Raw genomic sequence first — 16,071 nt, 5'->3', positions numbered from 1 at the left:
CGCTTATAAAAGCTTTTAAGCCCGCTCGGTTTCCGTTCGTTGGGATACTTCACGCGGGCGGAAATGAGACGTCTGTAGGGAACGCCCTCCGTGGCGTTCCGTGATCCGCGAAATGGCGTCGCCGCCGCGCGACGGAACGCCACGGAGGGCGTTCCCTACAGAGAGTCGGTCGGGCGCGGATGCGTCATTCTCGACCGCATGAGGTATCGTATGCCGCGCTCGTCGCCGCAGACGGCCTGGGAAGGCCGCCCCACTTCAACGCGGTGCGCACCGATCGGCCGCGGTTTCGAACGCGGGGCGCGAAACCGCCTTGTGACTGGCACAAATTCAATTGTCAAAGATCAATCAGCGACGCTTTCGCGTCGTCTGCCACCGTCAATCTGACAGCGGACCACTGACGACGGCCAAGGGTTCGGTGGCCCCGAATTACCGTTGTCAGAAAACAATTATCGTTGTCAAAAACAAAACGGGTGTTCGTTTTCCCCACGCTGCAAACGGTTTGGCGACCGGACCTTGCGGCGACGGGGCGGCGCGGCTCATTTTCGCGCCGCAACGATAAATCTGGGGGGTATGGTGCATTTTGGATTGCGGATTCTGGATTTTGGATTCACGACTTTGGTCTTTGGTCTTGGGTCTTCGATCGTGGCGACTATTTCCTCTGTTCTACTCGGCGACTGGCTCGGGATGTTTCGCATCCGCTCGGAACCAAAACATTCCCGTGTTCTATCTCCCGACTGGCTTGGGTTGGATGGGTTGCGGGCATCGCCTGCTTGGCTCCCTGTGTTCTACCGCGCCGTTGGCTCGGGACCGGATCTTTGCGACTTCTCACCGCGGCTCGACGAACGGCTGCGACGCTGCTTCGCCGCACGCACAAAAGAATTGCTCAAAGAGCAGGCAGTCAGGCGACCACTATGCACATCATTTAGGCAGCCGCCAGAAAACCCTCCTGTCAGGTTAATCGATGGGCAAAAACCTCGTGTTTCGCCGGTGTTGGTAAATTTACCTACACCGTGCGCGGCGGGCGAACCGACCGCCCATCGCTCAGCCCACTGCTCAATTTTTAGGCACGGCTGGCACTCTGCCAACCACTGACCACTGACCACTAACAATTAGACGCTCTTCCGCCCTAAAAGTTCCTCCCCGTTCCTTTGCCGCGGGGCGCGCATGGACGGCCATCGGCCCGCTGTTTTTCGCCTCTGCGAGCAATACGTCATGGAGCCCGCCAAAATTCCACGGCAGGCTCTTCCATCCTCTTTTTTCCGTTGAAGGTGACGCTGGCGACGCGGGCCGCTTCCCGACCGCCGATCCGCTCGCGGAGCGAGCGGGCTACGTAGCCCGCTTGCTCCGCAAGCGGGAGGGTGACCGCGAAGCGGCGGCCCGCTGCCGGAAGCGGTTGTTGGGCGCGTCGTTCTGTAGACGGCCAACGTACACCTCCGCCTGGCAAGCCGGCGGCATCCGCTCGGAACCAAAACATTCTTGTGTTCTATCTCGCGACTGGCTTGGGATGGATCGGTTGCAGGCGTCCGCCTGCGTGGCTCCCTGTGTTCTACCGCGCCGTTGGCTTGGGACCGATTTTTTTTCGACCTCTCACCGCACCTCGCCGAACGCCGGCGGGCCGCTTCGCCGCACGGACAAAAGAATTGCTCAAATAACAGGCATCCAGATGACCACCATGCACATCATTTGAGCAGCCGCCAAAAAACCCTCTGTCAGGTCAACCGATGGGCAAAAACCTCGTGTTTCATCGGCTGGCGCAAATTTGCGCCAGCCGTGCGCGGCCGAGTGGCGTTTGGCGGTCGCGCTAGGCCGGTGCTCAATCCTTAGGCACGGCTGACACCCTGCCAACCACCAACCACTGACCACGAATCACTTTGTTTTTCCCGTCTACCAGCAATACGCGGCGGACCGGCCCCAAATTCCACTCCCGCCGAAAAAAATTCAGGGGGGTTGCCGGCCATGGACGCGGGACCCGGAAAAGGGGAAACCCGCGCGCCCTTCGCGGCGTCGTCCATGTCTACGAGTTCGACTTCGTCGCTCGCCAGATCGAGGATCTGGTCACGTCGCTCGGCTCTTTTTCCGGCCTAAACCATTCTGACCGTTTTTCTGATCGGGGAGGGGGCCGCGCGCGCCGCCGCAGGCATCCTTGACGGTCTGGGAGGAAAGTCAGGAATTGCTTGGCTCGCCATGGACGAACAACCGCTTTCGCTTCATGCACAGCAGGCCCGTCATGCCAATAAACAGCATGCCGAACGTGCCCGGTTCGGGCACCACGTTCGCAATTGGAGTGCCCACGCTAAGGGTTTCTGAAATGGGGATGCTAGAGTCAATCGGAATGCTGACGTTGGTTGACGACAAGAACGACGCGCTCGTGAGGCCCAGGTCGAATTTGGCCGCCGCGGCATTTGCTGGCAGCTCGAATTCCAAGCGTGCCAGAAGGTTGTTCGCGCTGGTAATCGGCACGTCCTGGGGATTGAAGTTTGAGTCGAGTGCCGAATCACCAACGTTGAGAGTGGTTTGGTAGCCGCCTACCGCGGTAGTATTGCCGAAGCCGCCGACCAACGAGTCGAGGCTATAGGACGCGACGCTATTTGGGCCAAAAACGTAGCTCGGATCGTTGAAGGTGCTGTCGCCGGTGTATAATCCGCCAGCCGACACGAATTGCAGCATATACGCCGGCGTGTTCGACGGATCGGTCGTAATCTGAAGCGTCAGATTAAAGATGCTAATCGAACTTCCCTGAACGTCGAGGTCCACATAGCCGTTTGTGGCGCTCGTGAATACGGGGGCTGAGAGGTCGAGGGTCACGTCAGCGCAGGCAACCGAGGCCGCGCCTAAAATCAACAGGAAGGCCACAAACAACGGAACGCGCGACATGGCGTGATCTCCTCAAGTTAGCAATCGGTCAAGATATAGAATCACTCGGGGGCGCCTAGCCGTCAAGTTCCAGGCCGGCATTCAAAGCACGATTTTGCGATTTCAGGGCGAGCAGCTTGTCGATGGTGTTCACCGTGCCATCGCCGTTGACATCGGCGTTGATGTAGGGGCCGGTTTGCCCCAAGGCCGCCGTGATGGCGGTCAAGTCGGCGCCATTCACGATATGGTCGCCGTTCACGTCGCCCAACAGCCGATAAAAGAACTCGTGGGCGGCGGTGGACCAATTGGCGGGATTGCTGCCGCCGGTGTCGATGTCGAGCTCGTAATAGCCGTCGCCCGCCGCCAACTCGGACCAATAGGTGCTAAAGGCCAATCCGGGCGTGTCGGCGGCCCCGCCCAGTGCCAGCGCACCGAAGTCGATTTCGATGATGTCGGCGATCCCGTTGGCGTCGTCGATCACTTTGAGCAGGCCAGCCAGCGGCACCGTGGGGTCGCTGGGTGAAATCACGCCGCTCAGCGGATGCTGAATCAGGCGGATGTCGTTGTTGTCGATCAGGCTTTGCAACGCCGCCCCGCTCTCGTTGAAGCCGATGTCGATGTAGCGGATGAACGACCGCTCAACCAACCCCTTCTCGATGACGAGGCTCGACACGGCCAAAGAGGGCGGAGGTGACAGGGTTTGAGTCGATTCAACGTCGTTGGGGCTGGCGTGGGCCACCTCGATGTTGCCCGCCCCGTCGATACCCGTGCTGTAGAAGCGATAGGTGTGTTGGTTGCCGTCGAGCAGGTTGCTCGGCACCTGATAGGTGGCCACGCCGTAATAGTTGCCGTTGGCGTCGGGCGAACCGGCCGCCGCCGTGGCGATCTGCTGCACGGTCGAGCCGATGCCGCCGGTATAGACCTGCACGAAAACGTCGAACGTGGCCAGGCCGCTGCCGCCGGCGTCGCTGCCCGATAGGTTCAACGTGAACAGGTCGGTTGTGGTATTGAAGCTTTCGGAAGCAACCTTCGTGACCGGAGGCGTCAAGTCGGGCACGTAGGTGCCGGCTTCGATGAGCACCTGCTTCGATTCGATGTTGCCCGCCGCGTCGGTCGCCACGCTGCGGAAATAGTAGTGGTGCTGGGCCTCGCCGTAGTAGGTGGCCGAAGGATTGTTGGCGGGAAGGGTGGTCCAGAGTGCGAACGCGCCGTTGTCGATGGCCACGTAGATCGCGTAGGAAGCGACGCCCGAGGTGGCGATTCCCGGCTCGGACGCAGGCGGCGGGTCGCTGCCCGTCACGGAAACCGTGAACGAATACGACGTTTCCGTTGCCGGCAACGGATTGACCTTGCTGGTGGGCGGCGTGGTGTCCATCAACCAGGTCACGTTGGCGGTGCCGGTGCCGTAATTGCCGTTGGAGTCTTGCACTTTGCTGGCGTCGACGGAGAGGACATAGGTGCCGTCAGTCGTCGTCACGCTTGCCAGGCCTGCGATGCGATAGGTGTCGGTCGTGCCGCTGACCAACGAGATGGTCACGCCGCTATTGATGAGATTAGCGCTGCCGTTGAGCGTGAGCGACAAGGCGCCGTAGTTGAAGTTGGTCAGGTCGATTGGCTCGGAGAACGTCACGTCGTCGGAGGCCATGTAGACGTTGCGCGGGTCGGTGGCGATCGGACCGAGACTGACGATCGTCAGTGGTTCAACGTTGGTGAGGGCGAAGAGAACGGTGTCTTTGCCGCCGGCCGCGGACGCGGTGACGGAATACGGCCCGCCGACAGTTTCATTCGCAGTCGGCACGGCCTGGGCGACACCACCGCTGACGACGGTGGTGACGGGATTGGGATCAATCGACGCGCCGCTCTCCGGGCCCGCGAAGGTTATCTGACCGCCGTCGACCGGCTCGTTCGCGTTATTGGCATAAACCGCGACCACCAGCGGGCTGGCGAACGCCGCGCCGATGTCCGCCGACTGATTGTCGCCATTTGTTCCCATGCCCTTGACGAGCGTGAATCCGCTCGATTCGAAGGCCCCGATGTCGATCGTGCCGTTCACGGTCCGTGCGAAACCGCGCTGGTCGGTGCTGGGCGTGCTGGGAAATGTCGAGGGCGGGTTGTTGTCGCCAGCGTCAATCGCCGGGCTGCCGGGCAGCAGGGCCATGGTCTGCGTTGGGCCGCCATAATCGCCCAACGGTGCGAGCAACGGATCGACGGGCGCCGCGCTCCTGCCGACAATGTTGCCGTTGATCGCGGCACCGGCCGACGTGAATCCCGTGGCGTCGCCCACCACGCCAATCAAGTCTTGATCGGTCGTACCGAAAGGTCCGCTTACGTCGGGATTGCTGCCGGCGGCCCCGAGAACGGTGTTTCCTGCGAGGACGCTGTTGGCAACATTCACTTGGCCCCCGTATGCCGAAACGGAATAGATTCCGCCGCCGACGCCTGCATTGCTCTCGGAACCAGCCAAGTTGCCGGAGACCGTGCTGCTGGCGAGCGTGGCCGCGCCCTCGAGATTGTAAATGCCGCCGCCTTGATAATCTGCCGCGTTGCCGGCGAGAGTGCTGTCGGTGAGCGTAAGTGTGCTGGCGTTGAAAACACCTCCGCCGCTGGCGTAGCTTCCGTTGGCAGAGTTGCCCGAAATGGTGCTATTTGTCAGCGTGGCCGAGCCTTCAAGGTTGTAGATGCCGCCGCCGGTGCCGTAACTTGCGTTGGCTGCATTGCCTGAAATGGTGCTGTTGGTGACCGTGAGCGTGCCGGCGTTTAGGATGCCGCCGCCATGAGCGAAGCTGCCGCTGGCTGCATTGCGCGATATGCTGCTGTTGGTGACGGTGACGGTGCCCATATCGTTCTCCAAACCGGCGCCGACCGTCGCCGCATTGCCGGAGAGCGTGCTATCGGCGAGCGTGAGAGTGGCGAAGTTGACGATGCCGCCGCCGGAGAAGGCCGAATTGCCGGAGATCGTGCTCTGCTCAATCTTGAGCGTTCCTCCGCCGTTGTCGATGCCGCCGCCGATGCCGAGGGTACTCGCAAAGTTATCGCAGATCGTGCTATCGGTCAGGGTCAGCGTCGCGTGGTTGTAGATGCCGCCGCCGCTTCCGCCGCTGACGACGGCGGTGGAGTTGCCGGAGACCGTACTGCGGCTGGCCGTCAGCGTGCCGTTGTTGTAGATGCCGCCGCCGATGCCGGCGGAGTTGCCGGAGACCGTGCTACCGGCCACCATCAACGTGCCATTGTTGTAGATCCCGCCACCGTCGCCGTTGGGGTTGTTGTTGCCCGAAATCGTGTCGTCGTTCAGTTCCACGGTGCCCGCGGTCACCGAGACGCCGGTCATGAAGCCGGTGACGGTACACCCCTGAATGTCCACCGTGCCGCTTGCGGTATTGACCGTGATACCGGTGTCCGCTCCGGTCGTCGGATCCCGAAGCGTGGTGACGGCACCATTTTCCGCCCCTTGCAACGTCAACGGCTGCCTGATGCTGACGGTCTCGCTATAGGTTCCGGCGGCCACGTCAACCGTGCCCCCGAAGGCGACGGCATCGACTGCGGTCTGCACGCTCGTGAAGGCGGTTGCGCCAAACGTCAGATTATCGATCTCGGCGTACTGGCCACTAGCCAGCCAGTTGACCGTGTCGCCGACGATCGGCGCGGCGGTAATCACGCCCGTCGTTTGATCGTAAAACGAACTGGCCACATACACGTTGCCGGGGGGCGTCGCAACGATCGTGGTCGTGGCCTGGGCGGCGCTCGGCACGGCTTGCTGGTTGCCGACGTTATCGGTGGCGACGCTGTAGAAGCTATAGGTGTGCGCGTTGAGCCCGCCGAATTGGGCCGAGGTCGCCGTGGTGTCGGTCTGCCACAGAGTGAAGCGACCGCCGTCGTCGGAGACGTAAACGTCGTAGCTGGCGATTCCCGGACCACCGACGTCGCTTCCAGACCAATTAACGTCGAACGTCGTGGAGGCTTCGGTGGCTGGCAATGGGGCGACTGACGAAACTGGACTTGCTATGACGCTGAACGAGTTCGTGGCGGCTGCGCCGAGACCGCTGCTTTCGGCAAACACGGCGTACGTGCCCAGTTGGTCGATAGTCAGGCCGGAGAAGGCCGCTACGCCGTTCACGGCGTTGGCTGTCAGTGCCCCGCCGAGCACGGCTGCGTTAGCCCCGAAATTCAGCAGATTGAGCGTGACGGCGCCGCTAAAGGCGCTGTCCGTGTTGCCGGCGAGATCCTCAGCCGTGACCGTCAAGCCAAAGCTTTGACCGATGGTGACGACGCTGGGTGACTGGGTCGTCACCACGAACTGATCTTCGCTCACGAAGAACGGATCGGTGCTGCCGCTTGTCAGGCCGGTGCTGCCAGCCTGGATCGTATAGCCATTGCCCGCGTTGTTGATTGTCAGGTCAGGGAAATCCGCCACGCCATTCACGGCCATAACAGTGAGGGTGCCGCCCAGGGTGCCGCCGCGCGGATTGCTGCCCAAGGCGACGGTCACTGGGCCGTCGAAGGTTGGATCGACATTCCCCAGCGGATCCTCGGCAACCACTTGGAAGTCGAACTCTGCTCCTGGATTGACTTGCAGCGGATCCAACGGCACCAGCTTGGTAGCCGGCTCGCTGGTCACCTCGAACGGGTTGGTCGAAGCAGCGAGCAGGCCGCTGCTGGTGACCGACAACGAATAGATCGGACTTGCCTGGTCCAACGTAAGGCCCGAAAAAGTCGCCACGCCGTTCACGGCCGTGACCACGGCCAACGGATTCCCTCCATTTGGATTCTCGGCCGTCACACTGCCGTTGAAGTTGGCATCAACCGTGCCGAAGCTGTCCTCGGCCGTGACTGCCAGCCCAAAGCCGCTCCCGGCGGCGACACTACCCGCGGGCTGAGTGGTGACCACGAGTTGCGTTGCTTGGCCCAGCGGCGCCGTGTCGAAGGCGTTCGTCGTTGCGGCGGTCAGTCCGGTGCTGGCCGCCTCGATTGTGTAGCCGTTGGCCGGACTGCCGATCGTCAGTCCGGAAAAAGAAGCCAGGCCGTTGACGGCCATTGTCGTCGTGGTGCCTCCTAGCATCGCGCCGCTCGGATCGGCAGCGAGCGAAAGGGTGAGGGGGCCGTTGTAAGTTGGATCGACGTTGCCGTAAGCGTCTTCCGCTGCGACGCTCAAGGAAAAGCCGGCGCCGGTGCTGACGGCATTTGGCGGCTCGGCCGTAACCACAAGCTGGGTGGCCGTCCCCGCGTTGACCTGGAAGAAGTTTGCTGTTGCGCTCCCGACCCCGTTGGTGGTCAGTGCCAGTTCGTAGAAGCCCGGACCGCCGAGCGTCAAACCGGAGAAGGTCGCAACGCCGTCCACGGCCGTTACAATCATGGTCCCGACCAAAATGCTGTTCGTGCTGGCCAGGCTCACAGCAACAGCTACCCGACCATTGAACGAGGTGTCTACGCTCCCCGCGGCATTCTCGGCGGAAACGACGAGGCCGAAACCGCTTCCGGCAGTCACATTGGAGGGAGGTTGGCTCGTGACTACCAATTGGTCGTCGGTCACGTCGAATGGGAGCGTCACTCCGGACGTCAGGCCGTTCGCTGTCGCCTGCAAAGTATAGGCAACACCCGGCTTGTTAAGCGTCAATCCGGAGAACTCGGCTACGCCGTTGACAGCCGAAGCTACCAGCGTACCCCCCAGCGCGCTGCCACTTGGGCCATTGCCCAAACCAAGCGTGACGCTGCCGTTGAAGGTCGAATCGACATTCCCATCAGGATCCAAAGCATAAATATCGAGACCGAACGGCGCACCAGCAACGACGTTGCCCGACGGCTTCACGGCCATCAACTGCGGGGCCGCTCCGGGCGTACTTAGTAATGACAGGCTGGACAGGCTGAGCGCCGGCGTCGACTGCGAAGCTGAGCCAAATTGTTTCAGGCCGAGCTTGGTCAAGGTGGCGGGAAAGTCGTTCGGTGCGTTTGGCGCTCCTTGAAACTCAACAACTTGGCTGTCGTAGTAATGGTGAATTTCCATATGCCCGACGCCCGGCCCAGACACGTTGCGTACATTTACGTTCGGTGTCAGCGGCAGTCCCGAATCATTTTTGATTTGGTCCGGCGCCGGCGATTCGCCCCAGAGGTTCACGTAACTCTCGTCACCCGAAGTGAAATAGGCCGTCGGGGACTGTTGATAATACTCCTCCACGGCTTGGACGTTACTGGGAATGACCACATTCTTATCGTCGGCCGAAACTTGGAACGACTCCACAGCGGCGGCGGCCACAAGAGACCCGGCTCGCTTCGCCAACGACGTGAGAATAGAGGTGCCAGGGGCCACGCCTCCGCCCAAGCCGGCCGCGCTCAATGCGCCATAGATAGGGTTAGCGGGGTGCGGGTCAAGCATCGTCATCATGTCAAAGCCGGCGGACAGAGACCGTGGCACATTGGCAATATCGAACGTTGTATCGGGATTAGTGTCGCTCAGATCCATTAATGCTTGGCTAATGACGACGGAACCGCGACTGTGGCCGATGAACTGTACGTCGACGACGTCGTTAGGACCGGGCTGCTCCCAATTCGGGTCGCGGGTACCGTCGACATTCGTGGACGTCGTGTAGGTAGAGAGAGATGCCGGGACGTTTATGGGCGTTGAACTTTTGACTTCCGTGATGAGTTGCTTGGCCATTTCATAACCCGCGATTTCGGCAAGGTCGCCCCCGACGCCGAGCGGTAAGATACCGGGGGCAGGCAAAGTTTTATTGCTGATTTGCTCCCAGTGGAAGCCAAAGGCAGCATCGTAGTTGTCATTGGCAAGGTTGCCAGCCATCGTGTCCACCCACACCTGCGTCGGTGAGGTGATGGCATTATTAAACAGTGCCATCGAAAGCTTATTGCCGATCCCGTTCAGTGTCAGCCCGTGGGTGACGTCAGCGACGAGAAGGATGCGGAACTCCTCCTGGGGCGTATTGTTAGCATCCCCAGGGTTCAATGAGCCGTCGTCATCCGCGGTGGCAATCACGTATTCGTGCGTCGGGTCGGGCGCTAGTGATCGGGTGACGGAGAAAGCGTTTTGTCCAGCCGGCCCGATCACGATCTCGTGCGTGCCATCGGCGGCGTCACTCCCCTGGATCGGCACCTGTGCGACGAGAACTTGCTGGTCGTTGTTCGGGTCGTAGGTTGCCTGGTTCGAGCGATAAACGCGGAGGTCGAAGGGCGTCTGGTTGTCGTTGCCCGTGACCGTGTAGTTGACGGTCAAGTTCTTGGAATCGGTGGTGGAGGCGTTCGCTACGAATACACCTGGCAGTTGGAGAAGTCGGAGGGCCTTAACATTTTCTTCCTCCGAGAAGTTCCCTAGAAGGTTTTTGGGGTCGGCGACGGCAAGCAAGTAAGTGGCACCGGTAGGACGGGACCCGAGCGTGGTCGCATGAATGTGAAACGGCCCGTATGTGCCAACGGGACTTCCTTCCGCCACCTCTTGGCTCGCACCTGGGATCGCCTCGCCAATGACGTCTGCGAATGCACTTCCGGAAGCCCAGTACAGATCGACAGTCGTTGTCTCTGGAAGTAAGGCGCCATCGACAATGTAGCCAACATCGACGCCGTTGCCCTGCGGATCGAAAGATAGCGTCGGGCGGACCTGGGCGCTTGATATGTTGAGATAGACCTGCGTGGCGACGTATGCGACTTGGCCCCCAAAGACATTGTCGAACGCGCCGACCAATCGCTGATTAGCGGATACCCAATACGACTGCCCTGCCGAAGGTGTAAAGCCATTTACGTACGTTGCCTGTAAGGTTCCAGCTAGCGTACCGGTATATGACACATCAACGCGCGGGAACTGATTGGCAGAGGGCGCACTGCCAATTTGAAGCTGAAGAGTTCCCGTCGCCGATTGGGTATAGCTTCCCCCGACGTAAAGATTGCTTGTGGTGCTGAGCGACACCGTGCCCGCGTTGTCGAGGTCATCGACGAATGTCGCGCTAGCCCCATTGGTCAGAGAAAAACTGCCAGACGGCGCGACCGAAAGAGTTTGAACCTCGAATCCAAGACTACTTCCATCGAAGCCAATGGTACCTTGGTCGATTATGTCACCAAGAAAAAATGCCGTTTGGCCGCCGATTACGATATTCTGGCCGATGGTCAGGGTGCTCCCTGATCGGGTGGGCCACGCGATCGCTTTAATCAGGCTCTCCCCGGAGAGTGTCGCCGCGAGACTGACAGAGCCGTCGCCGCTGAGTGTCTGCGTCCCCGCGAAGACAAGCCCTCCCCAGAGGTTCGCCCCCCCCAATGTGATTGCGCCGCCGAGCGTCAGGCCGTCGAGCACAATTACGGAATCGGTACTAACGAATCCCCCTCCGGCGACTACCATGTTTCCGTCGAGGGTTACCGCATCGAGTGTACTGCCATCTTGCCCCCGAACGCTGATGCCCTGGTCAATGGTGGCATCGAGTAATTCACCCTGAAGGTTGAGGGAGCCGCTCCCCGATATTTCCCCTGTGACCGTCAGCACTCCTTGAAGATTCAACGATGAATCCAAAGTCAGATTATCAATTGCGACGTCCGCAAATGGATCTAATGTGACCGCTTTCCCAGGAAGAAGGCCAGATATGCTAACATCATCGCCTGTCGACGGAGCACGTCCAAGGCTCCAATTCGAGGGCGTGCTCCATTCGCCGCCAGCCGAGTTTGTAAAGGCGTCCGAACTCAAAAGGGTCCGATCCTCGAGGATCTCCAGTCTCGTATAGCGGCGGCGACATCTGGTCGTCCGTCGTCGCGACGTATGAAAGGCGCCGCGATCATGCGCGGGGCGTTTAGCGACAGTCGCGTGCATGCCGCCGTCCCGAGCGCTCGGTGCCGCGTCGGCCGTCCAGTTTCCCCGTGTTGCCGGCAGGTGGTCGCCGGCTGTTCCAATCCAATCAATCGAGAGCAGGCGACGATGTTCGAGCGATTCGACCCGCACGATCCGAAGCTGGGGAACCTGCCGCCTTTGCTCGCGCCTGGGGCACCAGAAGAAAAAGGACAATAAGTAGTCCAGCATGGCCAGCATGGTCGCCACCCTTTATTGCAGATTAGTTTGTTCGTGTACAATTAACGCGGCTTTCGCTTCTTCGGCGATCGGCCGGCAAGACGTTCCTCACTCGAGCTTGCCGCCGGGATGCGCTTCTCCAACCCGCAGGGTGAAGCGAGCCAAGCCGGCGGGTCGTTCAGCGACGTGTCTTCTATCGCCGGTCCATTCGTTAAAGCGTGCGCCGCGGTTTGCATTGTCTTCCGGTCCTGTTTTGCCGGGGAATTGAGTGACCCGCTCAAAAGCTGCACGCGTGCAGCTTTACCGATATTGCCCTTAATAGGCCCTTGCCCAAGTGCAACGGAGCCCTGTGGTAACGCGTCGAACATACCGCCGCCGCGTGAGCGGCGTGTTAGGCAAGGGTGGATAAATGACGAGCCACGGTCCTGCGAATCGTGCAGGCCACGGGTCAGATACGAGTTGTCGACCTTTGCAGTCGTCGCGACCGAGAGTTCGGTGCGCGAAAGCGTCGCAGTGTTGTCCGAAGAGAGACCGCGAATTCCGCCAGTGCCGCTGGCATGAACGACGGTCGGGTCGCCCGTTACACGGATGACGATGTCATCCGTCGCGCCAGGCAGCGAATGCGTGTTCCAGTTGGCCCGATTACTCCACGCCATGCTGCTGCCCGCGAAGATTCGGTCGACGATCGCCCGCGGTCGGCGAACGGCCGGCGATTTCACGCGAACGGTGCGAAGTCGGGGAGCTTGCCTCTTGTGTTCGCGCTTGGGACGTTTGGAGACGAACGACAAGACGTAGTCCCGCATAATCGCCGCCTTTGGGCTAAGGGTTCAATCATAGACAGGTTGGCGCTCGAAGCCACCGCTCAGTCCCAAACAAAGGAAGCGCGGCCGGATTCAAGCTGACAGTGTGGTGGGGCTAAATGCGTGCGTCAACCTGGACAACTGGATAAGAACCCGTTGTCGCGCGAAGTCTGCCGCGCGCACGCTTTCCGCTTCTCCCGCTATCTGCCCAGATGCCCTACAGAGTGCTCCCGCGAACCCGTTCCTGCGGCGCGGCGGGCACGACCCCGAAAAGGTCTTGCGGGACCGCTGGTCGACAATCACCCGCACCACGAGGTCGCGAATCGACCGCGGCTACTGGGGAATTTCGCCGACGCGATCGGCCAGGTGTTGGGCTATGTCGTCGATTGCGCCGACTGGCGCTTGGAGGGTTACCGAGACGTTGCCATCCGGCTCAACGATTGGGGCGCGGACGGCGCGAGGCTCTTGGTGCGCGACGGGAGCGACTTGGCCGCCGCGGTCGGCTTGCCACGATAGCGGCAACGGGCCCGGACCGCAAGCGGTCGAAGCAGTGCGCGGCACGGGCAGCGCGGTCGAGGACGACGACTCGTCGCGGGCCGCGCTGGGCGCGCGGTTGAAAAGCCTCGACAGCCAAAGCGACTATCTGGCGGTGTGCCCATGACTGCCGACGGGAAAGTCATCCGCAACGCCCCGCGTACGTCCGCGCCCAAGGTGCAGTAGCGGCTCGGGGGTGGCGGACCGTGCAACGCGCCCCGTATCATATCGAGTGAACGCCGCCGAAGCGTGCGACGATGAATCGAAGAACCAAGCGCATCAGGTGGTCGGGCGGCCGGGGCATCGCCGCGAGCGGAACGACCACTCGCCGAGAATTCTGCGCCTAACAGAATTCGTGTACACTCCGGGCGTCCTGCCCAAGCGGCCAGACTTCTCACGAAGCCTGCTACTCCACTTCCAGACTTGCATCGCGTTTCGTTTTGCTCTTGTCGCCCTTTGCCGTGGGCTCCGCTCCTTTCTCGAACCTTGCTCTTTCAGCGGCCCGTTCAGTATAACCCGTGAAAGCCGCCGCGCAGTAGGACCAGCGAGCCTGCGAACGCCGGCCAAAACAGGCGTTAGGCGATGGGCGATGGGCGTTAGGCTTTGGGCGCGGTACTCCGCATGTGCCCTAACGCCCAACGCCTATTGCCTAACGCCTTAAACATGGTGGGCCGGCGCTCGCAAGCTCGCTGGTCCCACCCTACCGCTGCATTCATCAATCGACGACGGACGGAGCACTAAATGGCCTGGCCCTTCCAACGTACAAAACCTTCCAAAGCGAAATACTCCGGCAGGCCGAGTTGGTTGTAACAGCCGGCCGTATGGCGGTTGCGGTCCTCGGCCCGCTGCCAGAACTCGCGCGCGTCGACGCCCGGAAACAACGCGGTGTCTTTTTGCGATTCATGCCGAAAGATGGCCTTTCGCTTCCGCTCCAGATCGCTGGGGCTGAGCGGCACCGCAACTTCGATCTCGTGCGGCGCCCACTCTTGCCAGGCGCCGCGATAGAGCAGCACTTCGGGCAACGCCGCCCCGGTCGCCGCCATCTCTTTCAGGGCCAGCAAGATCGCTTCGGCACACACGCGGTGCGTGCCGTGCGGATCGGACAAGTCGCCGGCCAGATAAATCTGCCGCGGGGCCACGCGGTCGATCAGCTCGCGAATGATCCGCACGTCGTCCTCGCCGACCGGCTTTTTGGCGATCGTGCCGGTGCGATAAAAGGGGAGATCGAGAAAGTGCAAATGCTCTTCGCGACAACCGCAGACCAGGGCGCCCGCCTTGGCCTCGCTCCAACGGATGAGGGCCTTGATGGCCAGCACCGTCTCGCTGTCGGGATCGCCCGGCGCCTTGCGGCCGAGCGAATCCTGCACCTGCCGCTCGACCTCCAGCGATTTCTCCTGCTCGATGTTGAAGCGGCGATTGAACTCGACCACCAGGTCGGCCACCCGCTGGGCATCGTGGTCGAAGACGGCGATGTTGCCGCTGGTCATGTAGGCGACGTGCACCTCATGCTGGTCTTCGACCAGGCGAATGAGCGTGCCGCCCATGCTGATCACGTCGTCGTCGGGGTGCGGGCTGAAGCAGATGATCCGCTTCTGCTCGCGGCCGCCGGGGTGGTATTCGATGGTGTCCATCATCCAGCGAAACACGCGATGGGCCACGCGCTGAGCCGGACCGTGATGCCGCAGCAACTGGTGCAGGTTGTGTTCGCGGAAGTCGTTGTCGTCGAGCTTCAACAGCGCCTTGCCGGTCTTCTCGCACAGCCACAGCACCGCCCGTTTGATCAAGAGGTCGCTCCAGGCGACGTTGCCCGACACCCAGGGCGTGGCCACGCCGGTCAGCTCGCCGGCGGCCGCCTCGTCGAGCAAGATGCTGGCGGCCGGGTGCTCGCGAAGGAAGCTGGCCGGCACGCGGTCGCCGATCGGCCCCTCGGCCGCCTCGCGAACGATCGACGCCTTGTGCTCGCCCAGGGCGATCAAGATCACGCGGCGGGCGTCGAAGATCGTGCCCAGGCCCATCGTGATCGCCTGGTGCGGCACGTTCTGCTCGCTGAAAAAGTCGCTGCCGGCGTCTTGGCGGGTGAGCGGGTCGAGCGTGGCCAGCCGGGTGCGGCTGTTGCGGATGCTGAACGGCTCGTTGAAACCGATGTGCCCGTTGCGGCCGATGCCCAACAGTTGCACGTCGATGCCGCCGGCCTGCTCGATGGCGTCTTCGTAACGGCGGCAGTAGTCGTCGACCTGTTCGGGCGGCACGGTGCCGTCGGGAATGTGAATCTGCGACCGCGGGATGTGTACATGGTCGAAGAAGTGCTCGAACATCCAGCGATGGTAGCTTTGCAATTGGTCGGGGTGCAGGCCGTAGTATTCGTCGAGATTGAAGGTGACCACGCCCGAAAAGTCGAGGCCCTCCTCGCGGTGCAGGCGAATCAGCTCGCGATAGACGCCCACGGGCGTGGAGCCGGTGGGCAGGCCGAGCACGGCCTTTTGGCCGAAGGCGTTTCGTTCGCGGATGAGCTCGGCCAGCGACTCGGCGACGTGCCGCGCCAGGTCGCGGTCCGATTCGAAGACGTAGCAGGGAATGTGCGTGCCCGGCACCCGCCGGGCGGCCGCCGCCGGCACGGTCGGCCGCGGCGTTTGCGAGCTTGCTTCGATGAGCGACATACCACCGTGAAAAAGCCAGGAGACAAGGTCCGCCCGTCAGTATGACCAAAATCGGCTGGGAAATCCATGCAAACAAATCCGACCTAGTGCTCTGTCATTCGTCGATTGATGGATGCAGCGGTAGGGTGGGACCAGCGAGCTTGCGAGCGCAGGCCCACCGATACCGACGTCGTTTTCATGGTGGGCCGGCGCTCGCAAGCTTGTATTGGCAATGCTTCGCCGAGCACTGCTTGGCCGG

General features: G+C 61.5%; 4 protein-coding genes. All 4 read right to left on the bottom strand.

Annotated features, from left to right (window positions below; translation table 11 throughout):
* Nucleotides 1-2,163: 2,163 nt before the first annotated feature.
* A complete protein-coding gene (locus VNH11_36260; protein ID HVA51853.1) occupies nucleotides 2,164-2,874 on the bottom strand; it encodes a PEP-CTERM sorting domain-containing protein in 711 nt (236 codons plus the stop codon).
* Between the two features lie 55 nt (nucleotides 2,875-2,929).
* Entirely contained in the window at nucleotides 2,930-11,863 is an 8,934-nt protein-coding gene (locus VNH11_36255) for a choice-of-anchor Q domain-containing protein (protein ID HVA51852.1), read from the bottom strand.
* A 41-nt stretch (nucleotides 11,864-11,904) separates the two neighbouring features.
* Nucleotides 11,905-12,645: a hypothetical protein gene (locus tag VNH11_36250; GenBank protein ID HVA51851.1), complete on the bottom strand. Its 741-nt coding sequence runs from the start codon at nucleotides 12,643-12,645 to the stop codon at nucleotides 11,905-11,907.
* A gap of 1,268 nt (nucleotides 12,646-13,913) precedes the next feature.
* Nucleotides 13,914-15,833, bottom strand: a complete 1,920-nt coding sequence (gene nagB / locus VNH11_36245) for a glucosamine-6-phosphate deaminase (GenBank protein HVA51850.1) — start codon at nucleotides 15,831-15,833, stop codon at nucleotides 13,914-13,916.
* Between the last annotated feature and the right edge of the window lie 238 nt (nucleotides 15,834-16,071).

Source organism: Pirellulales bacterium, from assembly GCA_035533075.1.
Taxonomy (GTDB): domain Bacteria; phylum Planctomycetota; class Planctomycetia; order Pirellulales; family JAICIG01; genus DASSFG01.
This window is presented reverse-complemented; position numbering and strand designations above follow the sequence as displayed.

Excerpts from the sequence above, each read along its gene's own strand:
- VNH11_36260 (HVA51853.1), bottom strand. The coding sequence starts at position 2,874 with ATGTCGCGCGTTCCGTTGTTTGTGGCCTTCCTGTTGATTTTAGGCGCG.
- VNH11_36255 (HVA51852.1), bottom strand. The coding sequence starts at position 11,863 with ATGCTGGCCATGCTGGACTACTTATTGTCCTTTTTCTTCTGGTGCCCC.
- VNH11_36250 (HVA51851.1), bottom strand. The coding sequence starts at position 12,645 with ATGCGGGACTACGTCTTGTCGTTCGTCTCCAAACGTCCCAAGCGCGAA.
- nagB (HVA51850.1), bottom strand. The coding sequence starts at position 15,833 with ATGTCGCTCATCGAAGCAAGCTCGCAAACGCCGCGGCCGACCGTGCCG.